Below are 25,625 nucleotides of genomic sequence, written 5' to 3'. Positions count from 1 at the left end.
AGCATAACGCTGGGCTCACGGTCATCCATTCTGGCGACAGATGGAAAGCAGTGCTTGCACCGGATGGAGAGGTTGAACGCCTTCAAAGCGCTTCACTTGAGAGCGGCATGAGTAGCCAGTGATCAAGCAACGCTCTTTTGGCAATGTCTCCAAACTTGGCTGCCAGCTCAAAGCGTAGATATCTTTCGACATTTGTAGCTTGTCACTTTCGTGGCCAAACGTGCCAGCCATACCACAGCAACCAACTGGGACGGTATTAAGCTGAGCGCCAAAATGAGCAAAAATAGTGCCCCACTCTTTTTCCGCGTTCGGTAATTTCGTCTTTTCTGTACAATGCGCCAGCAAATACCAAGGCGGCTCCGCGCTGCCTTTGGTTACATCAAACTCCGCTAGACGAGGCAGTAACCACTCGTGCGCAGTGAGCACTTGAAAATCGCCTCGTTTGTCTCCTAAGATCTCTTGGTATTCATCACGATAGCAAAGCACCAATGCAGGATCGACACCAACCATAGGAATCGCTAAATCTGCCACCAGCTCTAGGAACTTCGCAGTATCACTCGCAGTTGCCGCAAAACGCTTTAAAAAGCCTTTGATGTGTTGCGCTTTACCATTGGGTTTGAACGGCAACAATATTGGCGTCTTACCTAAGCTTGTGACTAACGCAGCAAAATCTTCAACAACCTGTGCATCGTAATAGCTGGTAAAGGGATCTTGCACAATCAAAACGTGATCGCGTTTTTCATCACTTGAAAGCGCATTTAACTGTTGTAAATCAAACTCTTTAAGTGTTGCCAGTCGCTGCTTCAAGGTTGGGACCGACAATAAAGGCGTGTCCACGTAACCGACCGTTTTCTCCGTTAAGCTTTGCATCCACGATTGGCGAATCACACCATTAATCAAGCGTGGCGCTTTAGACATGATAGGTAACAAGGTTTCGATGTTCGCAACCAGATAATCCTTCGCCGGGCGTTGATAACGGCTGTGGTAGATGTTGAGAAAGCGCGAACGGAAGCTCGGCACATCGACTTTAATCGGGCATTGGCTGGCACACGCTTTACACGCCAAACAACCATTCATAGCCTCATACACTTCATGAGAGAAGTCGTACTCATGACGCTGATTAATTCGATTACGGACTCGATCAAGCATGTTCTTAATGGTCGGAGAACCCTGTAGGGTTTGAGCTTCCAAATCCAAAATATCAATGCCCTGCTCAGTCAACTGGCGCAACCATTCACGAACCAAACCTGCACGACCTTTTGGTGAATGGCGTCTGTCTGCCGTCACTTTCATAGAGGGACACATTGGCGAGCTTGTATCGTAGTTAAAACACAAGCCATTGCCATTACATTCCATCGCCTGTTTGAAGCTGTCGCGCACTTTTACGTCGATTTGGCGATCGTAAAACCCCCTTTTGGTATCAGAGACTTTGACAAGTTCAGCATCGCTATCAAGTGGTGTACAAATCTTACCTGGGTTCATTTTATTGTGAGGATCGAACGCCGCTTTAATGCGTCTTAGCTCGGTAAACAGCTCTTGACCAAAAAAGTCAGGGCCGTATTCTGAGCGAAAACCCTTACCATGCTCACCCCACATCAAACCGCCATATTTCGCAACCAGTTTGACAACGTCATCGGACACCTCATGCATGAGTAGTTCTTGTGTCGGGTCGCATAGATCAAGTGCAGGACGAACATGCAAAACCCCGGCGTCCACATGGCCAAACATACCGTACTCGAGATTTTTACTGTCCAACAGTTGACGAAACTCAGCGATAAAATCGGCCAAATTTTCTGGTGGCACGCAGGTATCTTCCGCAAACGCGACCGGTTTGGCTCGTCCTTTCGCAGCACCAAGCAAGCCAACCGCTTTCTTACGCATGTTGTAGATACGCCCCAAGCTAGCCACGTCGTTACACACTTGATAGCCAATAATGCCAGCTTCACCGTGTTCTAGCATGCTATCGAGTTTGCTGGTCAGCGCGGCTACTTGCTCAGCGACTTCTAGCTCATTTTCACCTGCGTATTCCACCATGTTTAAACCGAGCATCTCCAGCCCGGGTACATCGGTAATCAAATCACTCACGCTGTGCCAAACAATGTCTTGCTTAGCGAGATTCAGGACTTTGGAATCGACGGTTTCAACAGACAGCGCTTTTGCCTCAACCATAAAGGGCGCATTACGTAGCGCAGCATCGAAACTGTTGTATTTTACATTTACGAGCGTGCGCGCTTTCGGAATTGGCGTAAGGTTGAGTTTGGCTTCAGTGATGAACGCCAGTGAACCCTCGGCGCCACAGAGTACCCGAGTAAAGTTAAACTCGCCGGTTTGCTCTTCAATTGCATTTTTTAAATCATAACCGGTTAGAAAGCGGTTCAATGGCGGGAATTTCGCTAAAATCTGCTGACGCTTTTCTCGACAAACGGCTTCCGTCGTTTGTAAAGCGTGGTATGCGTACTGACCTTCCTCAGGCAAGCCTTTTGAGAGGTCCGATTCGAGGACCGAACCATCGGCAAAAACCGCTTGCAGTGACAAAACATGATCAGAGGTTTTGCCATACTTCAGTGAACCTTGTCCTGAGGCATCGGTGTTAATCATACCTCCCAAGGTTGCACGGTTACTGGTAGAAAGATCCGGTGAAAAAAAGTAACCAAATGGTTTGACTGCATCGTTGAGTTGATCTTTCACTACCCCAGCCTGCACACGAACCCAGCCTTCTTGTTCATTTATCTCCAAGACTTTGTTCATATGGCGAGAGAGATCAACCACAACACCTTTAGTCAACGACTGCCCATTTGTCCCCGTACCACCGCCTCTGGGCGAAAATGTCACGCGCTCAAAGAGCGGATTTAGGCTAAGCTTGGCAATAAGCGCCACATCTTCCGTTGTTTTGGGTAAAAGCACCGCTTGAGGGAGTTGTTGGTATACACTGTTGTCGGTTGCCACCGCCAAGCGGCTCGCGTAGTGGGATTCAATATCACCGTTGAAACCAGCTTGCTCAAGTTCTTTGAGAAAACTCAGGACAACGGGATCAACATCCGATTGAGTATTAAGTCTTGGTAACATTTGCTTCCTGCCCCTACAACACTGATCCTATCAGCTACGGGTTTATGATTAGAGTTAGAAATTAATCTTTGAATTTCGTCACTTTACAACATTTAAAAAGGTGATCAAAACAGAATCTGAATGCAAAAATGAAAGTTGTACTTTCTTTTCCGGTGATACCCACCTAAAGTCATTGAAAGACCATATGTAAAGAACTTAAACAGAGCATTGATAATGAAAAAAAACAGAGTCGTTACGACCGAAGATATCTTGTTAAAACTGTGTCAGTCCGTATCTGGAGTGCTCACTTCTGCCACCTCTTCTCAAATTCACTATTCTGCAATGGTGCAGAAAATCAACAAAACCAGTCTAAAGCCTGATTTCGGCTGTTTTGTTCTTTTTGATGGTGGTTTTACTGGCCTTGTCGTCATCAACTTTACCGCAAAAGCAGCATTAGAGATTTACACCAATTACATGCGCAATATGGGCATGCCAGAAGAAGAACTGGCTGTGTTGCACACCTCCGATGAAGTGGGTGATGTGCTGGGTGAGTTGATGAACCAATTAGTCGGTGATTTCACCAATAAAATTCGCAAAGAACTGCAAACCAACATCACCCAAAATCAACCCAAAATGTTGTCTCTGAACAAACAGGTTATTCTTTCGGTGGATACCAACCTAGACCGCCCACAAGCGCGTCGTGTGACCTTCTCAACGGCAAATAACAACATCTTCTACTTAGAACTTGCAATGGATAAAACTGAATTTATTCAGCTTGAAGATTTCGAAGTCGCTGAAGATGAGAATCCGGATGATATTTTAGAAGCGGCGCAAGCAAACATGCGCGGCAAGAAAGCAGAGAGCAACTCATTAGAAGAAGAATTAGACATTACCTCAGATTTGCTTGATGAACTGGGTATCTAAGCCTTTTCGCAATATCTAGCCAGCGAAAGCCGTGTCCACTGTGACACGGCTTTTTTGTCACCGCGCCTCTCGCAAGGATTCAAATTTTGTCGAAAAAAAGGTATGATGTCCGACTTTGCTGATTGAGTTAGGTTTTTGCCATTGTCTATGGATAAACAAAAAGCGCTGAAGAAAATTGCCAAATGCCTAGAGCTAGGCAACTCCGCCAATGTCAACGAAGCGGCCAACGCGATTAAGATGGCGCATCGTTTGATGCTCAAGTATGGCCTCGACAAAGACGATATCGAGTTCATTAAGATGGGAAAAACTCAATCAACCCATCTTCTGCCTGCGAGTATCAGTTCCGTCTTACTGCGTGTTATTCGTGGCATCAATACCAAATTTGGTGTAGAAGCAGTGTTGCTTAACCATAAGGGACTCAAACGCTTAGAGTTCATTGGTGAAGCTGACCGCGCTATTTTCGCCGCTTTCGCCTTTGACATTATTTATCGTGAAATGAACGAAAGCACGGGCCAATTCCGCAATAGCTTTGCAGGCTCTGGCACCTCTTCACTTGAGGTGACACGCCGAGTCAACTCGTTTGTCTCCGGCTGGGTAGAGGGCGCATTGGAAAAACTGCCAGTGATCACGCCTGATGAAGAATCGGCCAACAAAATCAATAATTACATCGATAAAGAGTTCCAAAACATCGATCGTGAAACCTTTAAGCAGCAGTTGCGTGAGGCGATGAAAAATCTCACTGCCGATTACGAAGTGGGCCTGAAAAAAGGGCGCAAAGTGTCGGTTAACCGCCCGGTTGGTGGTGCTCAAGCGATGAAACAAATCGAAAAAAGATAACCTTACACTGACATTTCTCTCATTGACTTGCTGAATAATCCGCACGGAGGCAGCAGTTAGCCTCTGAATGTACATGGAGAGATGACTTTGAAAAAAGTTTCTATTGCTTTAGCGATTCTTCTGACTCTAAGCGGATGTCAGGCAACTCAACGTCAGAATGCAACCACTGGCGAATCTGAAACCAACTCAGCCACTAAAGGCGCACTGATTGGCGCGATTGCAGGCGCAGTCGCTGGCGCGGCAACGGGCGACAAAAAAGATCGTGGTAAACGTGCCCTGATCGGCGCAGCAGGCGGAGCCGCTATTGGTGGTGGTGTTGGGTATTACTTTGACCAACAAGAGAAAGCACTGCGTGAAGCACTGCTTAATTCTGGCGTTCAGGTCGAACGTGTTGGCGAAAATCAATTGCTGTTACGTCTTGAAAATGGCATCGGTTTTAGCTCAAGCTCTTATGCTCTGGATAGCGGCATTCACAATACCCTTAAAGGTGTAGCGCAAATCTTAGTTGAGTACCCAGATACCAGCTTAGTGATTGATGGCTTTACTGACAGCACAGGCAATGATGCCTCTAACCAAATTCTCTCCGAGCGTCGTGCGGAATCCGTCCGTAGCTTCCTGATTTCTCAAAACGTTGCTGCAGGCCGAGCCGTCGCACGAGGCAACGGTGAACGTTACCCTCTTTGCACCAACAGCACTGCAGAAGGCCGAGCTTGTAACCGCCGTGTCGAGATACAAATCCTGCCACTTAAGTAATAACGCAAAGTTGGCAATTTTGGCTTAGCTGCTGATTTCACATTAGGTTCAGTCTATAATTTGGGCTGAACCTAACCTCTAGAGATCCCATTTTGCGCAAACTCATTTTGCTTGTTACTTCGCTCATGTTCCTGATGCTTTCTTTTCGCTCTCATGCAGAAAGCACACAGGAGTTAACAGCAAAAGCCAATCAGCAAGATCCCAAGGCACAATATCAGCTCGCTGTTCAACTCGAACAGCACCAAGATGACACGGCTTCTGTCGATGCTTTCTATTGGTACCAACAATCCGCTGAGTTAGGTTATGAGCCTGCGCAGTTTAAACTCGCACAAGCTTTAGAAAGTGGCATAGGGACGCAAGTCAATATTAAAAGCGCCGCAAATTGGTACCTCCACTCGGCACTCCAAGGTAATCAAGTTGCCCTGCTGCGTTTGGGCAATCTGTATGAACAACACGGCAATGAATTTAACAATCTTGACCTTGCTCAACAGTGGTTTGGTATTGCAGCCCAAACTAATCAGCAAGCTGATCAAGAATACAATCGCATACTTGAACTTAAGTTCAACCAGTTGCGTGCCAAGCAAGTCTCTGCGATATCGCAGCTCGATAGTGCTTTGGCGGAACCCGTTGACGAGCATTCGCTCACATCAAACCAAACCAATTTCTCGCAAAAAAACAGTGCTTCTGTAGTCAGTGATTGGATCCCTATTGCTCTATTGCTCAGTGTTATTCTTGCAGGCGTTTCTTTGGCGCGCACAATACGAAAACGTCGACTCACTCAGCAAATAGACCGCGACTTAACACTAGAAAAGGAACTGAAAAGTCAGCAGTTCAGTAACAAGCAGTTAAAACGCCAGTTAGAAAAAGTCTTTAACGAGTACAAAAAACTGCAGAATCAACAAAAAAATCATAAGGTAGCGCTGGCTTGCGCGATGTTTGGTTACCTGCCAAGTAACATCCCTGATGAAAAGTCGATCAAAATTCGCTTCCGCCAACTATCGAAACTCTACCACCCAGATGCCAGGGGTAGTGAAGAGGAAATGAAGCGCCTAAACGGGGCATTAAAAGTACTATTACAAAATGTTACAAATAAGTAACACTGCAATTGTTGATATATCAATCAAAACGCGAAACACCCATATAATCTACTCTCGCAATCGATCACGCTCTCAAATTTTATTTACAGACATTTAACACCCATAGAAAAGTTATGGCATAATAGCGCCGCAAAATAACACCTAACCAAGACTCTAGGTGGGGAGAACGAGATGTTTACAATTGAAGGCACCTGTGATTGGTGCAAAAAGCCAAGAATGCTGACTAGACATGACTATCTTGATGGCAAATGCCATCACGCATGTGAAGAATGCAATGACATTGCAAAAATTGACGTACGCTTGTTTAACATTGGCGAACAACAGATGCGCGATCGTCAAATGTTAAGTTCATAGTGTTAAACAGCCATATTTTATCGTAAATAGACAAATCAATAAGCTTGGATAACCACACTAGGAATGAATCAAGCATCAATGGATGATTTCGATACCCTCTCTTTGCAGAGGGTATTTTTTTGTCGTCAGTTCCAGCTTCCCTATCGCGTCTTCTAACCATTATTATCTACAAACAGACAGCCGTTCGCATAACGAGAAATATTCAACTATCTTTCTGAAGCATTGTGCAATCGAATACATTTGTGACTTCACTCTAATAATGCAACATAAACAACCGTTACATTACTTATAGTGACAGGGATCACTGAAGAGTTTTCGTTCTTGCATAGAATAACCTTCCATGCAATTACAAGGATTCACCATGAAGAGTCGCTTTGAGAACGCGCTGGCAAGCGCACCAGAATCACTTTCACGCCATCTAGCGCCTATCATTTTGGCTGCTGACTTTGATGCTTCCCTTTCAACAGTTCAGTTTGATGAGTTACTCAAGCAAACAGGGATGACCGATAACCAACTACGTGTTGCGTTGCTTCCCTTTGCTGCCGCTTACTCTTACGCGCCCATCTCTGAGTTTTATGTTGGTGCGATTGTTCGTGGCCTATCTGGTACTCTTTATTTTGGCGCGAATATGGAGTTTGATGGGGTCCAGCTTGGACAAACGGTTCATGCTGAACAATCGGCTATTAGTCACGCATGGATGAAGGGCGAGCAAGGTCTTTCAGACATCACCATTAATTTCAGCCCTTGTGGTCACTGCCGTCAGTTCATGAATGAATTATCCAGTGCCAAAGAGCTTAAGATTCAATTGCCAGAGCGCGAAGAAAAGAAACTACACGACTATCTGCCAGATTCATTTGGCCCATCAGATTTGGGCATCGAATCGGCATTAATGAGCCAAGTCCATCATGGTTTCGCCACTGAAGATGATGATGCCTTAATGCAACGTGCGGTTGAAGCCATGAACCGCAGTCATGCACCTTATACGCACAACTTGAGCGGTGTGGCATTGCAGACTGAAAGTGGACGCGTTTATCTGGGTGCATACGCCGAAAATGCTGCTTTCAACCCAAGCCTTCCACCACTGCAAGTGGCATTGATCCAGTTGCTTCTCGCGGGTGAGAGATTTGACAATATTCAGTCTGCGGCGCTTGTTGAAAGCCATAAAGGCAAAATTAGCCACTTAGCATGTACCCAGTCCACACTGGAAGCCTTAAACCCCGATATTCCAGTGAGTTATCTCAGCTTATAGCGATATGTCGTCAGCCCTACTTTACGTAGGGCTTTCTTTAAAATCACAAAGCAAACGTTTGCTTTGCGGGTTAAATTGAGTATGATCGGCGGCAATTTTATTCTCTCTGATTACTTTTTAAAGGAAGCACTATGTTCGGTACCGCGACTCGCGAAAGCGCCACACGCGTATTACTTTTGGGCTCTGGTGAACTCGGTAAAGAGGTGGCGATCGAATGCCAACGTCTTGGTCTGGAAGTGATTGCCTGTGATCGCTACCCTGATGCACCCGCGATGCAAGTAGCACACCGCAGTTATGTTTTCGACATGTTAGATGCAAGCGAGCTAGAAAAAGTTATCGCCGCAGAACAACCTGCGTTTGTAGTTCCAGAGATTGAGGCTATCGCAACGGACAAGTTGGTAGAACTCGAGGAACAAGGCTTAAACGTGGTGCCTAGTGCAAAAGCAACCAAACTCACAATGAACCGTGAAGGGATTCGTCGTCTAGCGGCAGAAGAGCTTGGCCTCACTACCTCACCATACCGCTTTGCAGACAACTATCAGCAATTTGTCGAAGCCGTTGAAGCGGTGTCGATTCCTTGCGTCGTAAAACCCGTGATGAGCTCTTCTGGCAAAGGACAAAGTGTCATTAAATCTCCAGCCGATATTGAGAAAGCATGGCAATATGCTCAAGAAGGTGGTCGCACTGGCGCTGGACGAGTGATTGTCGAAGGCTTTATCGACTTCGATTATGAGATCACTCTACTCACCGTTCGCGCAGTTGATGGCGTGCATTTCTGTGCTCCTATTGGCCATCGACAAGAAGATGGGGATTATCGTGAATCTTGGCAACCACAGCAGATGTCTGAAAATGCCATCAAAGCTGCCGAATACACAGCAGAACAGGTAGTCAATGCGTTAGGTGGCTACGGTATTTTCGGTGTAGAACTTTTCGTAAAAGGTGACAAGGTGATCTTCAATGAAGTCTCCCCTCGCCCACACGATACCGGGCTAGTAACACTGATTTCACAAGAAATGTCTGAATTTGCTCTCCACGTACGTGCATTTACTGGCATGCCAGTGAACAAGATTGTTCAATACGGCCCTTCCGCTTCAGCGGTGATTTTGGGCAATGGTCAATCAGAAAACCTTCGCTTTGACGGAATGTCTGACGCGCTTGAACAACCGCAAACCCAGTTGCGTCTGTTTGGCAAACCCGATATTAATGGCCGTCGTCGTTTAGGTGTTGTGTTGACACGTCGTTCTAGCACTGAGAAAGCGGTGGATGCAGCAATAGAAAGTGCTAAGAAAATCAAAGTCATTTACTGAACATCGTTTTTCGATTCAGCCGATTAAAAAGGGTAGCTCACGCTACCCTTTGTTATTTATCGTTTTCAATAACGTAGACTTCTTCGCTAAAGCGGCTTAAGCCTTGTTTTGCAATTTTGGGATGATGTTCATCCGCGATGTCTTGATACAAACGTGTCACATGCATGCCTGCAAATAAGTGTTCTATCTCTTCTTGAGTGACCGAAAACGGAGGGCCGGCCATCTCTTGCTGAGGGTAATCTAAACTCACCAGTAAAATACGCCCGCCAGGATTTAATAGACCACGAATGCGTTGTACATACTCCACTCGCATCTCTTCAGGCAACGCAATCAGAGCTGCACGGTCGTATATCAAATCTGCTTTACTGATCGGAGCGGTGAAAAAATCCCCCGCGTAAATAGACAACTCATCAAACTGATATAGCTCATGTTGGCCGGAAATCGGTATCACCGTCGGAGTGTAAAAGTGCTCAGCAAAAAAAGATCGCACGGCAATCAAACTGAGTTCAGCACCTTCAACGTGATCATGCTTCGTTGCCAACCACGCAAGATCTTCTGTTTTACCACAAAGTGGAACCAAAACCGTTTCTTCTCGCTTCGGTGCCAACGCAGACCAAAAACGGGTCAATAATGGATTAACGTCTTCCAAATGAAAGCCAATTTGGTTGCTGGCCCATTTGTTGTGCCAAAATTCTGCATCTCTCATCGTTATCTGTATCTTTCTTTTGAACTGACCTGCGCCATAGCCTAACCAATAATTAACATTGAAAACAGTGAAAAGTGGTTTTCGTTCATATTAAGTTAATCCTTGGAATGTAGAGTGTATGACTGAAATCTGGGGATTATGCAGTGTGTGACACTGTGCACATAAGAGAAACATATACACTTATCTTGATTGTTTCCTGACAGTGCGCCCCCATAACTTAAGTAACTTGACTGAGTTTTAGACCTTTTGACTCCCCGTTTACTAAAACAACGCAAGTTAAGGAGAGTGAATGAGCTTATTTCTTCGTACTACCGCATTGATGCTTTTGGTACTAAGCCGTGCACCTGCGTTTGCAGCCATTCCCACCGCGCCATCGAACCAAGAAAAACAGCGCGAAACAAGCCAAAATGAAGTGTGCTCAAAACTGTTTAAACACAGCTTGAGTGGTTTATACGGCATTCAATCCACTGATACGCAACCACTTCAACCCTACACTGATTTTGACGTGCTTTATAGTAAAGCGCACCAAGCGCAATTTGAGCTCGAAACCATCGTAAAGAGCACCGCACTGTTGACGGATACTCAGCCCTATTTTGCAGGCGTGAAATCACAACAACGTGCGAAACAGAAAATTGCTTTGGAACTTAATAATCAACCAGAACGCATTACTGACCTCGCTAGAGCAACCATTGTAGCCGATGACGTAGCAAGCCTTGTTAGTGCCTACGAGGCTTTAGAGCGAGAAACACGCATCGTAAAAGTGAAAAACCGCTTTAAGAGCCCTGGTGAGTCTGGATATCGCGACCTCAACCTGTTGGTGCAACTACCAAAGACTAACTTAGTTGCAGAAGTCCAACTGCACCTAAAAGCCATTGCAGATGTGAAAAGTGGCCCTGAACACGATTTATATCAGCAAATTCAAATGATGGAGAGACAAGCAGCAAGTGAAACGCGTTCACTGAATGATGTCGAGTTGGCGACCATTAAACGACTAAGAAGCCACTCAAAAGATCTTTACCAACAAGCGTGGCAACCTTATTTAACCACACACTTGGAAGCGGCTTAAGCGCTTAAGCAAATAAGTTAGATACCGCTGAAAAACGAAGACCACGCAATGCGTGGTCTTTCTGTATTCATAGTTCCATTACTATTTCAGATTTTCGACACGAGCTTTTAGCTTCTGGCCTGGTCTGAATGTGACAACGCGTCGTGCAGTAATTGGAATGTCTTCACCGGTTTTAGGGTTACGACCAGGTCTCTCGTTCTTATCTCGTAGATCAAAGTTACCAAAACCTGATAGCTTTACCTGCTCGCCATTTTCTAGTGCCTTGCGAATTTCTTCAAAAAACACTTCAACCGTGTCCTTGGCGTCCCGTTTACTAAATCCTAGTTTTTCAAACAGGTTCTCTGCCAAATCGGCTTTTGTGAGCGCCATAAAACTTTCCTCAAAGCTAAGTTATACCTTGCTACACAATGGGTAGCGCCAAAGCAATTTGCCCTACCAATCAACAACATATCGGGCTTACAACGGAAAGTGTATGCCAAGCTTCTGATTTACGCCAACTTTTTATTTGATCTAAATCGCGCATTGAATTCAAAAAGGCAGCGCTAGAGTGTCAATTTTTGAAGCAATTCAACAAAAAATGTAATAAAGCAAACACTTATAAAGATTAAAAAACCAAATCAAAGCAAAATTACGAAATTTTTATCTATTTGATATTTTCGTTAGCTATCGCATGTTTTTTCACCACCCTGACAAAACTTTCCGTTTTATCAGTAAGTTGCAACCGCAATAACATGCACATAATTAGGATAACACCCTAGCGATTTGTTTCAAAAATAGTCCTGCTTCACTCGTGCAGTTGTAGTTGATTCACATCGTCGATGCAGATGACGCCAAGCGCCGTCAAGTAACTTAGCACCTGAGGGTTATTTTCTGGAAACACTGCGCGAGTTGACGCCAAATTTAGAATCACCTTAAAGTCTGCGGCGACAAGCTGTTCAATGGATTTTTTCACGCAAAAGTCCAACGCCAATCCACCCACAAGCACAGTCTCTATTCCGTGGGCACGAAGGAACTCAATTCCCCCTGTCGATAGCGTATCGGCTTGGTCATGATAAAACGCCCCGTATGGGTGGGCATCGGGATCAATACCTTTGTTCATTTGGAAATCGTACTCTCGAATAGCGGGTAAGCCCGGAAGCAATTCGACACCTTGCGTACCGACAATACAATGTGGATTCCATTTAATATCCACTTCCGGAAGGCCAATCGGCTCTAACATGTTTGCAGGCGTTTCAGCTTCCCACGCAGCTCCCGGAGGATGCATATCGCGCGACACTAACTTCAGCTTTGCTTTTGTATGATTCTGCTTTAACGCTTCAACAATCTCTAACGCACCGGAGACAGGAAGTTCATTGGGGCATAACTCACTAAACCCTTGTTGCGGATCCACGTCTAACGACGCTGTGCGATTTTTAAAGATATCTACCATGTTTAACTCCCTTTAACGCAAGCAAGTTTGAAAATAGGTTACGTGTTTATCCGCTAAGCTATAGACCTGAGCGGGTTTGCCTCCCTTCCCTTTGTTGGTCGAGGCAATTTTATTCGCGCTCACGATCACACCAGTGTCGATCAAACGTCGCTTGATCGTCATGCGGTTCACATCCACACCAAACTTGGCGTAGGCATGAATGATGTCAGAAACGAGAAACTCTTTTTCGAGTGCAAACAAGACCACCGATGTGTACTCGATCGCGGCACGCAACTTGGTCCATGCGAGGCGAATTAAATCGGCATGGTCAAAGGCCAGCGCCACTTCCCCTTGCAGCACCGACTCAAGCGCGAACCAAGCCAATTGCTGATCACACAAACCACAGTTTTGAATTTGTTCGATATTGGTTTGATTAAGCAGTGCATAGTGGGCGATGGTCACGCTCCAACCATGAGGATCGCGTTTTGGGTTACCATCTACCATCGGCTCACTGATGTAGTGAGGATAGGTATGAATTTTCTGCCGACAGATACGACGTCGCGCAGAATCAAAATCAGCGTCAGCGAGTTGTCCTCCCTCTTGGGATAAATCGTGTTCAAACACAAATCCTCCCGGAATAGACCACATGCCATGCTGTGGTCTCTCAGGATTGGTGCGCTTAATCAGCAGAACTTCCAGCCCTTTCTCACCTAGCTTCAGGCAAATCATGTCAATCGTAACAATCATACGGCAACTCTTAAATATCAAACTGGCACTACAATACTGAGACGATCCTATAGGGTCAATAGGAAAGTACACTTTTGTTCCTAACTTTGATTTATACCTAATCATTCAATTCCAGGCATGCTTCATCCGTCAAACATAAGAATCAAATTAGCCCGGCACATCCCTCGCCAGACCATGTGATGTTAGTAACAAAAATTGACAAACCATACTCTCTCATTTAGAGTTCAGCACATTAACGAACAAAATGTTCTTAACCTAAACAGGGTGAAAACAGACACATGTGCGCGCCACTTTTTCAACCAGCCATTATTCAAAGTGTTCTTGATTTAGATGTGTATAAAATCAATATGATGCAAGCCGCGTATCGATTTTATCCTCAAACACAAGTGCGCTACGAACTGATCGTTCGCTCTGATGATAACTTGTCTGATTTAGTGGAAGAGGTTCGTGAGGAAATCAACCGCCTCGCAGAGCTTCGCTTTGATACTGCCCAGCTGGCTTACTTGGCAGAGAAAGCGCCCTATTTTACGGCAGAGTTTCTCTCCTATTTAGAAACCTTCCGCTTCCACCCTCAGCAACAAGTCTCTGTCGGTATTTTCCGCAACGCACAGGGCGAATGCCAGCTCAGAGTCACCATAAATGGCATTTGGCACGAAACCATTCTCTACGAAACCTTAGTGATGAGTATTATCTCAGAGCTGCGCAATCGTCGTTATTGGGCACAAATACCCCAATCTCAACTGCACAAGGTATTAGAGGACAAACTGGACTTTTTAGATTCGGAACTTAAACGCCGTAATATTACTAATTTCCGCTTCTCTGAGATGGGGACACGACGCCGATTTAGCTTTGCTGCGCAAAAAACGATGCTTGACGTATTGCGTGCACGAGTGCCAGAACTGCTCTTAGGCACCAGTAATTATCACCTTGCTCAAGAGTTCAATTTAACGCCAATTGGCACGGTCGCACATGAATGGACCATGGCACATCAAGCGCTTGTCGCTGTTCAACACTCTCAGTGTGTCGCATTAGACAAATGGCTTGAGGCGTTTAATGGCAGCCTTGGTATCGCTTTAACCGACACCATCGGTATTGATGCGTTTCTTAGCGATTTTGACCTAGACAAAGCCACTGCCTATGCAGGCGTGAGACACGATTCCGGCAGTCCATTTGTTTGGGGAGATAAAATCATTGCCCATTACGAAAGTCTTGGCATCGATCCAACCACTAAAGCCTTGATTTTTACCGATGGACTGGATTTTGCGCGTGCGCTTGATATTTGCGAGTATTTCGCCGGACGCGCACAGATAAGTTTTGGCATTGGCACTTTCCTCGCCAATGATATGGGGAATTGGACCAATGACAAAGGCACCCGTTATCAACCGATATCAATGGTGGTCAAGATGGCGGAATGTAATGGCTCCCCAGTGGCAAAAATCAGCGACGAGCCGGAGAAAGCCATGTGTGAAGACATCTTTTTCTTGATGAACCTCAAGCAACGCTTTGGCTTAGAAGTGGACCTTGATAAAGCGACCGAAACGCTAAAGCAGATGAAACGTCAGCAGAAAAAGCGCATTCAAAGCGTCGCTTAAAACAAATTTGCCCCTGTCCTCTCATGGCGCCTTTCGTGGCGATTAACGACAGACGTAAAAAAACCTGCCAACTGGCAGGTTTTTTGTCTTCTATGTTTAAGATTAGTCGCGCAGTGACGCGCCAAACTTCTCAGACACATGTGCAACGATGGCATCTACCGCGCCTGCGATATCGGCATCTTCCAACGTGCGCTCGTTAGACTGTAGAGTCAAAGCGATTGCAAGGCTCTTCTTGCCTTCCTCAACGCCTTTACCTACGTAAACGTCAAACAGTTTTGCCGCTTTAAGGAACTCGCCGCCCACTTCTAGACATGCGTTAACGATGTCACCAGAAGCAACCGCTTCATCAACAACAACCGCGATATCACGACGGTTTGCAGGGAACTTAGACAATGCCACCGCTTCAGGGATCACTTTGCGATTGATTGCAGACCATTCGATCTCAAACACAATAGTGCGACCATTTAGACCAAACTTGCGTTCTAGCTCAGGGTGAACCGTACCAATCACACCGATTTCTTTACCATCAACAACAATAGCCGCTGACTGACCTGGGTGAAGTGCTGGATGTTTTGCTGCAACGAAGCTGTATGCTTTGTCGTTTGCAGAAAGCTCAAGAATCGCTTCCACATCACCTTTAAGATCAAAGAAGTCAACCGTGTTGGTATCGATGTTCCAATGTTCTTCACTGCGAGTACCTGCGATAACACCAGCCAGCATTGGCTCTTGGCGCATGCCGTTTTCAGCCGTGTCACATGGGATGAAACGCAGGCCGTATTCGAATAGACGAACACGTGGTTGCTGACGCTTCTGGTTATGAACCACAGTGTTTAGCAAACCTTGAATCAAGCCAAGACGCATTGCTGACATTTCTGCAGAAATTGGGTTTGGCAGGATCAGCGCATCAACACCTGGAACAACCAATTTCTGTTGTTCAGGTTCAACAAAGCTATAAGTGATCGCTTCGTGGTAACCACGGTCAACAAGCAGATCGCGAACACGTTTAAGAGGGATGTTCGCCTCTTGGTGATCGTGCATTTTCAGTGCGGCTGCTGGGTTTTGGTTTGGAATGTTGTCGTAACCGTAAATACGGCCAACTTCTTCCACCAAATCCTGCTCAATCGCGATATCGAAACGCCATGTTGGTGCCACAGCAACCCAACCTTCTGCGGTCGTTTCTACCGTCATACCCAGACGTTCTAGGATCTCAACCACGTCGCTGTCTGCAATGTGATGGCCTAGGAGGTTATCCAGTTTAGTGCGGCGCAGTGCGACTTTGTTTGGCTTAGGTAATTCCGCTTCAGATTCTACCGCCACAACAGGCGCAACTTCACCACCACAGATTTCAACAAGCAGTGCGGTTGCACGCTCCATTGCGTTCACTTGCAGTGCGTAATCCACACCACGCTCGAAACGCATTGAAGAATCCGTGTGTAGACCGTAGCTACGAGCGCGGCCACGGATGTGGTCAGGTGCAAAGAAAGCACACTCAAGTAGCACATCTTTGGTTTCAGAGGTTACACCAGACTCTTCACCACCAAAGATACCCGCGATCGCCAGTGCTTTGTTGTGGTCTGCAACCACCAAAGTATCGGCATTCAATTCTGCTTCGCTGCCATCAAGAAGGGTGATTTTCTCGCCCTGCTCTGCCAAACGAACCACGATACCACCGTCGATCTTCGCTAGATCAAAGGCGTGCATTGGCTGGCCTTGTTCTAGAAGAACAAAGTTTGTGATATCAACCACTGGATCGATTGAACGAATGCCACAGCGACGCAGTTTTTCTTGCATCCATAGCGGTGTTTTCGCTTGAACGTTAACGTTCTTCACCACGCGACCAAGGTAACGTGGACACGCGGCTGGCGCTTTCACTTCAATCGCAACGGTGTCATCAATAGAAGGCGCAACAGGAGCAACAGAAGGCTCAGTGACGTCAGCACGGTTTAGTACACCCACTTCACGCGCCATACCGCGAATGCTGAAACAGTCAGCACGGTTAGACGTCAAATCAACGTCTACGGTCACATCATTCAGTGCTAGGAAATCACGGAAGTCCATACCGATTGGTGCGTCGATAGCCAGTTCCATGATGCCATCCGATTCCACATCGATGCCTAGCTCTGTGAATGAACAAAGCATGCCGTGTGAAGGCTGACCACGTAGTTTCGCTTTCTTAATTTTGAAATCACCTGGTAGCACAGCACCCACGGTTGCCACAGCCACTTTCAGGCCTTGACGACAGTTCGCTGCACCACAAACGATGTCCAAAAGCGCTTCTTCACCAACGTCGACTTTGGTGACACGCAGTTTGTCTGCATCTGGATGTTGACCACATTCCACAACGTGACCAACTTTAACACCGTTAAAAGTACCTGCTACAGGAAGAACATCGTCTACCTCTAGACCAGCCATAGTGATTTGGTGAGTAAGCTCGTCAGTAGTAACCGCAGGGTTTACCCACTCACGAAGCCAAGATTCGCTGAATTTCATTGTGCTTAAACCTCTGGATTACTTGAACTGTTTTAGGAAACGAAGATCGTTCTCGAAGAACGCTCGTAGGTCGTTCACGCCATAACGAAGCATGGTTAGACGCTCAACACCCATACCGAATGCGAAACCAGAGTATTTTTCAGGATCGATGCCAACGCTACGAAGTACGTTCGGGTGAACCATACCGCAGCCTAGTACTTCTAACCATTTACCGTTTTTACCTTTTACATCCACTTCTGCTGAAGGCTCAGTGAATGGGAAGTAAGACGGACGGAAACGAACTTCAACTTCCTCTTCGAAGAAGTTACATAGGAAATCGTGCAAGATGCCTTTTAGCTGTGCAAAGTTCACGTTTTCATCCACCAACATGCCTTCCACTTGGTGGAACATTGGCGTGTGCGTTTGGTCGTAATCGTTACGGTATACACGGCCTGGTGCGATGAAGCGGAATGGTGGTTTACCATTTTCCATCGTACGGATCTGTACGCCAGACGTATGAGTACGCAACATCAAATCTGGATTGAAGAAGAAGGTATCGTGGTCTGTACGTGCAGGGTGATCCGCAGCGATGTTTAGCGCGTCGAAGTTGTGGAATGCATCTTCGATTTCTGGGCCAGACTCAACGTTAAAGCCTAGTTCACCAAAAAACTGTTCAATACGCTCAACTGTACGCGTAACTGGGTGAAGACCACCATTTTCGATACGACGACCAGGTAGGGTCACATCGATGGTTTCTGAAGCCAGTTTTGCTTCCAATTCCGCTCTTTGCAGTGCGTCTTTACGAGCTGCTAAAGCGTGTTGAACAACCTCTTTGGCCTTGTTGATCTCTTGACCAGCTTCGCGGCGCTCTTCTGGTGGAAGTTTACCTAGGCTTTGTAGTTGAGCCGTTAGCTCACCTTTCTTACCTAGATACTGAACTCGCACTTCATCGAGTGCGACAAGCGACTGTGCGGCATCAATCGCAGCATTCGCATTAGCAATGATCTCTTGTAGATGTTGCATCGTTTCCTCATCTACCTTCTGGTAGTGTCCATAAGGGAGTAATTGGTACTTTTTTGATAGCTGTACATAGTAGCTAAACCCGCCTCTAATGCCAAATTGAATTATTAAAAGAAGAGGTTATTGAGTAAAAAGACGCCAAATATTAAAAGAGGACAAAATCCCGGAGATCCGATTCATGGCATTTGGCTGAAAAAGAGGCGAAATGAACGAGAAGATAAGCGCAAGTTCGTGTCTGAACCATTCGCATCTAAACAGTTAGCATCTAAACAATTAGCATCAGAGCCATTTGCGCCTGAACCAAGATGGCCCAGACGCGAGTTGAGCGTGCTACGGACTAAGCGTTGAGTTGAGTCGCGTTAACGCAATTTTTACCGTGGTGCTTGGAGCGATACACAGAATCATCCGCGAATTGAATTAACTCTGTGTAGGTGCTCATCGCAGGCGTTCTTTCTGCCACTCCAACACTGATGCTGCCGCGCCATGGTTCCAAGCCTGTGGGGATAAGCAGATTGTTCACTTGTTGACGCACAAGCTCAGCGACATGCAAACCGCCCGCTAAATCGGTATTTGGACAAATCACCAAAAACTCATCTCCACCCAAACGACAAACAATATCGTCACTGCGGAAACTGTGTTTCAGCGTGTGCGCTAACTCTTTCAACACCACATCCCCGGCTTCATGGCCGCAGCTGTCGTTCACTTGTTTAAAGTAATCCGCATCAATCATGATGCACACCAACGGCGCGTCAGCCAAAGAAGCGTCATTCCACAGTTCTTTAAGCGTTTGGATGGCACAGCGACGATTGGGTAACCTGGTCAAAGAATCGGTATAGGAAAGCACTTCCAGTTGTTTATTGGCTTCGACCAGTTGCCGTGTGCGCTCCTCCACTTTTTCCTCAAGGTGCTGGTTGAGCGACAACAACTCTCGGTTACGCTCCGAGACTTGATTAAATAACGCGTTCAACGCATCAAGCAGTGGCTGGGTCGAAGAATCACTTTTTCGCTCTTCTTGTTCATAGGCTTGTTGCGGAGTAAGCCCTGATTTGATCGCTTCCACTTGTCTTGCCATATTTTGGTCAATACCCAAAATATGATAAGCCAACCAATGAATCAGGAAATGCAGTAATTGTTCTGCCGATTTTTTGTTTTCTTCCGAGATAAAGCTCTGCATGCCCATGATGTCAGACATGAAAGCACGATGAATTTTGATATGGTATTGCAAATGCTCGTGATAGACACCCGCGTTACGCATCAAGTTTTCTTCTTCTTTGAAGTGAAACTCGGCGTAACGCGACAGCTCAAACAATGCCATTTGAATGTCTTGTATTGATATCGTATTTTCTGAAATCAGCTCACCGTAACGGTTGATAAAACCCACCAGATACTGATGTTGCTCATCAACATCTGCGATGCCCGTTTCAAAGTTTTTATCCCATTTGAATGAGTTCAATTGACAGCCCTTTAAAATGTGTCCGTTCTAACCGAACACTCTAAATCCACTCATTTTTAAGGGATTTTATAGTGAATACAGCGAAAGAGCTTTATAGAAATGTTGAAAAAATGAGGTAGATCTAATTTGAACCGATATCACAAAACTCAAATCAATAGCCCACCTCAATAGATAAGGGAAATCTAATTAATAAAATCAGATAGTTATCTTTAGAAATAATAATCTAGGCCAAGTTCAATAAAGTCATCTTTACGACCAAAGTATAGCAGGTCATTCGGGGTTTCATTTTCAAACAGCCATGCATCGATACGCCACTTGAGCTGATTGTTAACTCGGCTACTCGCTTCGAGCTTGGCGTTGTATACGTCACTATTATCAAGATCTTGAGTTATACCCATTAAGAGTTCGGTGCCATCCTCATCATTAAAGGCAAAACGTAGCCCTGCAAAAGCGTCATTTTGTCCTATCGTCTGAGCATTGTTTCCTCGGCTGTCATACAAGTATTCCGCGATAAAGCCGATATCAACGACGGAGTCCAACACGCCTACCCATGTGTATTCAAAACCGGTCACAACACCGGTGTGGTGATCGTCACTGTCTCGGTAAATGCTCTCAAGCTTCCACAGCCAATCGCCGACAATACCTTGGATATCAATGCCAACTTGAGACATTTGTGCGTAGTACGGTTTTATCTCTCCCCCATCCAAACGATAGTAGGGATCACGATTGGTGCCTTTAAAATAGCTGACTCCGACATCCCAATCTCCAAGCATTTTGCTATATCGAAACGCAAAATCGGTGTGTTTCTCCGCTTGCGAAGATTGATATAACGCATCTTGAGAAATGGGCGGATTAGGCCTTAACCTGCCCTCTTCGCCTGAAAACGTTCGCTCACGAAAATACGGCAGCACAAACCAATCTGTTGTTCCCCACTCTTTTACGACCGTCACATGCACCATCGGCTGTCCTAATTTGGCTTCGCCATCTACCGATTCAACCGCATCGGTCTGGTTAATCACATCCACTAAATGCGCCGATTCCGTTACCCCCCAAAACACTTTGCCGACGCCCGCTCGCAACTCATAATCTCCCCAATAATTGAGGTAGAGTGCTTCGCGTATATCGCCATGAGAGCGCTCTTCATCCACCGCATCCCAACGATAAAACGGGATAAAAGTAAAACGGCCATTACCCTCACTTTGCTGCCAATAAAATTCAGGTTCGAATACCAAGGAACTTTGGCCTTTGTCTTGGCCTTGTAACCCTGATGAATAGAACTGCCTATGTTCAAGGCTCGCGCTGCCCGAGAGCTCAATGCCAAAACATGGTAACGCTGCGGTGACAAGCAGCGTTGAGGCCAGCAACTGGCCTCCTTTAACGATGGTTTTCTTCATGTATCGATCCCATTACTTGATGCGTTTCAGCACGTTTTGCTCGAAATCGCTTTCCGTTAAGCCCGTTCGAAACGCCATTGCATTGGTTGTCAGTTCTGTACTCTTGCCCGTTTGATGATTCACCATCGTCATCTTATGGGCTCGCCAGTATTGATTGAGGTATTGCTGGTACTCATTAAATACGAGGGTTTTGAGTAACGCATTTTTGCGATCATAAAACTCCATCTTCAAAGGACGATAATGTTGCTGATCCAGCCAAACCAGTTGGCGCGTATAGCCCGAGTTTTCATCCGTTGGCACTTGTTCGATGACAAATGCGTTTTCTCCATCTATCGATTCATCACCCAAATAGGCAAAACGGTATTTTTCCAGCTCGAACGAGCTGAGATCTTCATAGGCAAACTCACTGCCCATAAAAGGGCCGGATTTATTGCGTGACGAAATGCGTTTCACCCGTTTAAGCGCAGGTAAATAAAGCCACTGATCGTCCGCATCGCTGATGTGCGAATGGTTGAGAAACGCCGTACCTTGAACGTCTCTTGGCTCATCGAAGATGGTGAGCCCTTTGTCACCATCGGCTTCGACCTCCAGAGACTTCAAACGCATCAAACGAAGGCTACTTTCGCCTTGTGCATTTTTGAGAAGCATTTCCATGGTCGCGACCGAGTCCCCCCAACCAAGGTCACGCTGCTTGCGCTCCTTGGCGATTTCTAGTCCTTTGGCTTGATCATTGGCCATTGCTGGCGTGACTCCCAGTGCAGCAGATAGTGCGGTAAACAAAGCCGCCACCACCGCCATCGTATTGAGTTTTTGTATGCTGAGTCTTTTCATCTTGATGTCCTTATTACGCTTGATTCGGTTGAATGGGTGTTGTGTTAGGCTCTTGAGTGGTGTCCAGTTGGGCGTATTCCGTTGTATCAAATCGCATCAGTAACGATGGCAATAGAACGAAGTCGATCACCAAGGCGACGAAGATCACGATGGCGCTTAACTGCCCCATGTCTGAGTTGAGGCGGAACTGCGACAACGCCAACACCGAAAACCCAGCCACTAACACGACGGTGGTGATCCACAAAGCACGTCCGACGGTATGAAAGGCATATCGCACTGCCTGCTCTGCGTTTTGCCCTGCTTTGCGAGCATGCTGATACTTGGCAAGGAAGTGGACTGCATCATCGACGACAATGCCAAGCGTCAGAGTCACCACAACCGACAGACCTAAGTTGATTTCACCGGAGATCAACGCCCAAAGACCAAAACCAATCACCGCTGGGGCAATATTCGGAACCAAGCTGATCATGCCAAGTCGCCAAGAGCGCAGAGCAAAAATCATCAATGCAGAGATGAGGATTAAGGTAATCGGCAAGGTAGAAAGCATGCTGGCCATGTTCGTTTCACCGATATGAGCAAACATCAGCGATGGGCTTGATGCCACTACTTGATATTGCGGCGCATGGCTGGCAAACCATTGATAGATGCGCTCTTCCAAGGCCACCAACTCGACGCTGCCTAAGTTTTTCACAGTCAATTGCAGTTTGACGGAAGACTTGTCGACATTGACTTGGTTATTCAGATCTAGGCCAAATGGCAATGACATTTCGTAGAGAAGCAAGTACTGCGCGGCCAACTCACGCTCTGCTGGCAATGCGTAATAAGCATTATCATCACCGTGCATGTTTTTGTTTAAGCGCTTATAGATGTCCGACAACGATGCTACGTGGTCCGTTTCAGGCTGCTCGCGTAGCCAGTGGGTGAACTCCCCCAAAACCGCTAAGAATTCCGGACTGGCAATCCCTTGTGATTGATGCGTTTTAATGGCAATGCTCATCGTGGTCATGCCACTAATTCGTTGCTCCATAAAATCGGCCGCTTGTCGAAATTCACTACTGGTATCGAAATACTTGACCGATTCGTCGTTAACTTTGTTGTAAGGAATCAAAGCGGCACTGCCTGCAATCACCACGATGGAAAGTGGCAATAAAACGTTGCGTCTGTGCACCACAAGATCCGCTAACTTATCCATAATATCCGACGATTTCGCCGCTTGTTTGGCACTAAAACGCACTGGCAGCAGGTTAAGCAAGGCGGGCAGTAAACTCACGGACAACACACATGCGATCATCACCCCTAGCGCAGACAAATTACCAAAGTCTCGTAGCACGGGAGAATCAGACATGTTCATCATCAAGAAGCCAATAGCGGTGGTTACTGAAGTGATGATGATAGGCACAAAATTGAGCGTCACACTACGGTGAATCGCTTGTGATTTCGGCATACCCTGGCGCATAAAATGGCGCATGCTGGCAATGACATGAACACAGTCTGCCACCGCTAATGTCATGATCAGTGTCGGCACATTCACAGAGGCCACATGCAAAAACATTCCAGCCCAGCCTACAATGCCCAACGTCGCAACAATGGCGCCTATAATCACCACTAACGTCGCTAAAACACTGAGAAATGAACGCAGCATGATGGTGAGAAAAACCAAAATCACCAACAGCATTGTTGGCACTAACGTCGCACTGTCGTTTTGCGCCGCCATCGCAAACGAATGGTTCATCGCGATGATACCCGCCTTGTAGATGGTGACATCAGGATACTGTGCGCGATAATGACTGAGCATTTGTTCGACGTATGCGACCACTTCATCCACTTCAGCTGTTTCATCCACCCCTGGCATTTGCATGGTGATATTGATAACCGCAACATCGCCTTTCTCGGAGACCAAAGCGTTAACCAGTAGCGGCTCTGACATCGCAACCACACGAACCTTGGCGATGCGTTCTGCGGTAAGTGGGTACGATTGATAAAGAAGATCTTCCACCAGCAGATCATCGTCTACCGCTTCGGTATGTTGGTAGTTAGCAAGCGAATCGACACGGCTTGAATAAGGCACTTGCCACGCTTGTTCCGTCATTTCTTGGATTTGAGTCAGTGTGCGCTGGTCAAACACATCGCCACTTTTAGGCGCTAAGACTAACGCGATGTTGTCGGTTTTCGCGAAGGTGGTTTGAATCTCATCAAAGGCTTGTAGTTGAGCATTACTGCCATCAAAAAAGATATTGTAATCCCCACGAAAATAGAGATTTTTTGCCCCCATCGCAGTCGCGACAATGGCAATCAGGCTGATGATAAGGGTCCAAAAACTGAACCGCGTTGAGAACGCGAGCAGTGAAGTGCGTTCATTGGTTGACTGCTGAAGATGGTTCATCACACTCTCCATTTGTGACGTTTCGTCAATAATCTCTCTTTAAAAACCAGCAAATGCTGGTTAAGAGAGGAAGAATTTTGGAATCAACAAAGAACAACCTATTTTTGTTTTTCCAAGTTCATTTTTTGACGATTCGTCACTAAGTGTGATTTAAAAGCCAATCCTAAGATTGGCTTTGTTCCCTTAACGACCAACAGATTCGAGATAAGCGATCTCTTCAGCAAACAGTTCTTGCTCTACCCGTCGCCAGGTTTTGCGATAATCCCATTCGCTCGAAAGCGGCTTCCATCCGAGTCCATCAAGTAGCAAATTCGCGTTATGTAGCACTGTAAATGGATCTTGAAGGCGGCTGATACAGTGACTGTTTGATGCGTTTTGCGTCAAGGCATTCGAACCAAATGCAATTGACCAGTTAGCAAATACAATGGCATCAGAACCCACTGCGGGTGAAAACTTCACATCGCCGACTTCGGCCGCGTAGCTCACGAGAGCATCCGCACCTGAAATCACTTTCTCTTCAAGCTCATTTAACTCATTCACCCTCGCAGGCGACGCTTTCTCTAGCACCCATGGTGTTTTGGCCATGATGGCGCAGGTCGATAGCACAGGCTCTAGACGCGAGTAGATACGGTAACCTACATGCATCGCGATCATTTTTTCTCGCGTCGTACCTTCAAACGCTGCGGTACGATTAAAGAGAAGCGCTTCATTTTTTAGCGAATGAATACACAGCGCTAAAATCACATCCTCTTTGCTGCAAAAATGATTGTAAATCGTCCCTTTTGAGTACGGACTGGCCGCTGTTAGTTTGTCCATCGTAAGGTTGGCAAATCCTTCCTTCTGTACAATGGCTTTTGCTAACAGAATTAATTCAACTTCTCGATCAGCGATAGCTTGCTGTTTTTTCGTCTTTCCAGCCGAAAATCCACACCCTTTTTGCTCATCACTTTTCTTACAACCAAAGTTAAACATCATTCACTCTTCCGTATC

Annotated in this window: 21 protein-coding genes; 9 read left to right on the top strand and 12 right to left on the bottom strand. The window is 46.2% G+C overall.

Translation table 11 applies throughout. From position 1 onward, the window contains the following. Positions 1-21: 21 nt before the first annotated feature. The gene (gene ydiJ / locus PQQ36_RS09975; protein ID WP_225470683.1) at positions 22-3,066 is read right to left on the bottom strand and encodes a D-2-hydroxyglutarate dehydrogenase YdiJ; all 3,045 of its coding nucleotides are present in this window, start codon (positions 3,064-3,066) and stop codon (positions 22-24) included. A gap of 213 nt (positions 3,067-3,279) precedes the next feature. On the opposite strand from ydiJ, the gene PQQ36_RS09970 reads away from it, so the two are divergent. The 7 genes from PQQ36_RS09970 to purT all read left to right on the top strand — a co-directional run bounded on the left by PQQ36_RS09970 (position 3,280) and on the right by purT (position 9,566). After that, positions 3,280-3,969, top strand: coding sequence for a DUF3334 family protein (locus PQQ36_RS09970; protein WP_225470682.1), 690 nt, complete (start codon positions 3,280-3,282; stop codon positions 3,967-3,969). A 147-nt stretch (positions 3,970-4,116) separates the two neighbouring features. Beyond that, complete coding sequence (locus PQQ36_RS09965; protein ID WP_011080250.1) at positions 4,117-4,806, top strand: DUF2786 domain-containing protein; 690 nt, start codon at positions 4,117-4,119, stop codon at positions 4,804-4,806. A gap of 81 nt (positions 4,807-4,887) precedes the next feature. Continuing rightward, positions 4,888-5,559: an OmpA family protein gene (locus PQQ36_RS09960; RefSeq protein ID WP_375295149.1), complete on the top strand. Its 672-nt coding sequence runs from the start codon at positions 4,888-4,890 to the stop codon at positions 5,557-5,559. 92 nt (positions 5,560-5,651) lie between these two features. Beyond that, the gene (locus PQQ36_RS09955; protein ID WP_225454218.1) at positions 5,652-6,656 is read left to right on the top strand and encodes a J domain-containing protein; all 1,005 of its coding nucleotides are present in this window, start codon (positions 5,652-5,654) and stop codon (positions 6,654-6,656) included. A 171-nt stretch (positions 6,657-6,827) separates the two neighbouring features. Next, positions 6,828-7,010 carry a hypothetical protein gene (locus PQQ36_RS09950; protein ID WP_011080247.1) on the top strand — a complete coding sequence of 61 codons (183 nt, stop codon included), beginning with the start codon at positions 6,828-6,830 and terminating at the stop codon, positions 7,008-7,010. Positions 7,011-7,371: 361 nt separating this feature from the next. Then, positions 7,372-8,259, top strand: a complete 888-nt coding sequence (gene cdd / locus PQQ36_RS09945) for a cytidine deaminase (RefSeq protein ID WP_045596423.1) — start codon at positions 7,372-7,374, stop codon at positions 8,257-8,259. 131 nt (positions 8,260-8,390) lie between these two features. After that, positions 8,391-9,566 carry a formate-dependent phosphoribosylglycinamide formyltransferase gene (gene purT, locus PQQ36_RS09940; protein ID WP_039553923.1) on the top strand — a complete coding sequence of 392 codons (1,176 nt, stop codon included), beginning with the start codon at positions 8,391-8,393 and terminating at the stop codon, positions 9,564-9,566. A gap of 52 nt (positions 9,567-9,618) precedes the next feature. Here purT and PQQ36_RS09935 read toward each other — a convergent pair whose 3' ends face one another. After that, on the bottom strand, positions 9,619-10,272 hold the full coding sequence (locus PQQ36_RS09935; protein WP_225470681.1) for a thiopurine S-methyltransferase: 654 nt from the start codon (positions 10,270-10,272) through the stop codon (positions 9,619-9,621). 289 nt (positions 10,273-10,561) lie between these two features. Between PQQ36_RS09935 and PQQ36_RS09930 the strand changes: the two genes are divergently transcribed. Continuing rightward, entirely contained in the window at positions 10,562-11,338 is a 777-nt protein-coding gene (locus tag PQQ36_RS09930; protein ID WP_011080243.1) for a phosphoribosylglycinamide formyltransferase, read from the top strand. A gap of 81 nt (positions 11,339-11,419) precedes the next feature. On the opposite strand, the gene ihfA is transcribed toward PQQ36_RS09930, so the two are convergent. From ihfA to PQQ36_RS09915, 3 genes are all read right to left on the bottom strand, one after another. Continuing rightward, positions 11,420-11,707 (bottom strand): integration host factor subunit alpha, encoded by a 288-nt coding sequence (gene ihfA / locus PQQ36_RS09925; RefSeq protein WP_011080242.1) that lies wholly within the window; start codon positions 11,705-11,707, stop codon positions 11,420-11,422. Between the two features lie 415 nt (positions 11,708-12,122). Beyond that, positions 12,123-12,767: an isochorismatase family protein gene (locus tag PQQ36_RS09920; RefSeq protein ID WP_225470680.1), complete on the bottom strand. Its 645-nt coding sequence runs from the start codon at positions 12,765-12,767 to the stop codon at positions 12,123-12,125. Positions 12,768-12,779: 12 nt separating this feature from the next. Continuing rightward, complete coding sequence (locus tag PQQ36_RS09915) at positions 12,780-13,493, bottom strand: NUDIX hydrolase (RefSeq protein WP_111416251.1); 714 nt, start codon at positions 13,491-13,493, stop codon at positions 12,780-12,782. Between the two features lie 278 nt (positions 13,494-13,771). Here PQQ36_RS09915 and pncB point away from each other — a divergent pair, with 278 nt between their 5' ends. Then, positions 13,772-15,085, top strand: a complete 1,314-nt coding sequence (gene pncB, locus PQQ36_RS09910) for a nicotinate phosphoribosyltransferase (RefSeq protein ID WP_273661030.1) — start codon at positions 13,772-13,774, stop codon at positions 15,083-15,085. 102 nt (positions 15,086-15,187) lie between these two features. Here the strand turns inward: pncB and pheT are convergent, their stop codons facing one another. The 7 genes from pheT to PQQ36_RS09875 form a co-directional block, all read right to left on the bottom strand. Next, positions 15,188-17,575, bottom strand: a complete 2,388-nt coding sequence (gene pheT, locus PQQ36_RS09905; RefSeq protein WP_225470678.1) for a phenylalanine--tRNA ligase subunit beta — start codon at positions 17,573-17,575, stop codon at positions 15,188-15,190. Positions 17,576-17,593: 18 nt separating this feature from the next. Next, the gene (gene pheS, locus PQQ36_RS09900) at positions 17,594-18,577 is read right to left on the bottom strand and encodes a phenylalanine--tRNA ligase subunit alpha (protein WP_011080237.1); all 984 of its coding nucleotides are present in this window, start codon (positions 18,575-18,577) and stop codon (positions 17,594-17,596) included. A gap of 334 nt (positions 18,578-18,911) precedes the next feature. Then, entirely contained in the window at positions 18,912-20,027 is a 1,116-nt protein-coding gene (locus PQQ36_RS09895; RefSeq protein WP_103201185.1) for a GGDEF domain-containing protein, read from the bottom strand. 209 nt (positions 20,028-20,236) lie between these two features. Next, complete coding sequence (locus tag PQQ36_RS09890; protein ID WP_045618812.1) at positions 20,237-21,421, bottom strand: hypothetical protein; 1,185 nt, start codon at positions 21,419-21,421, stop codon at positions 20,237-20,239. 12 nt (positions 21,422-21,433) lie between these two features. After that, positions 21,434-22,219, bottom strand: coding sequence for an outer membrane lipoprotein-sorting protein (locus PQQ36_RS09885; protein ID WP_101957442.1), 786 nt, complete (start codon positions 22,217-22,219; stop codon positions 21,434-21,436). A 46-nt stretch (positions 22,220-22,265) separates the two neighbouring features. Next, positions 22,266-24,647 carry an efflux RND transporter permease subunit gene (locus PQQ36_RS09880; RefSeq protein ID WP_423252196.1) on the bottom strand — a complete coding sequence of 794 codons (2,382 nt, stop codon included), beginning with the start codon at positions 24,645-24,647 and terminating at the stop codon, positions 22,266-22,268. Between the two features lie 171 nt (positions 24,648-24,818). Continuing rightward, a complete protein-coding gene (locus tag PQQ36_RS09875; protein WP_039555204.1) occupies positions 24,819-25,607 on the bottom strand; it encodes a TetR/AcrR family transcriptional regulator in 789 nt (262 codons plus the stop codon). Positions 25,608-25,625: the final 18 nt, after the last annotated feature.

It is taken from the genome of Vibrio sp. CCUG 15886, assembly GCF_028570825.1.
GTDB classification, from domain to species: Bacteria; Pseudomonadota; Gammaproteobacteria; order Enterobacterales; family Vibrionaceae; genus Vibrio; species Vibrio vulnificus_B.
Note: the sequence above shows the minus strand (reverse complement) of the source record. Positions and strands in the feature narration are given on the sequence as shown.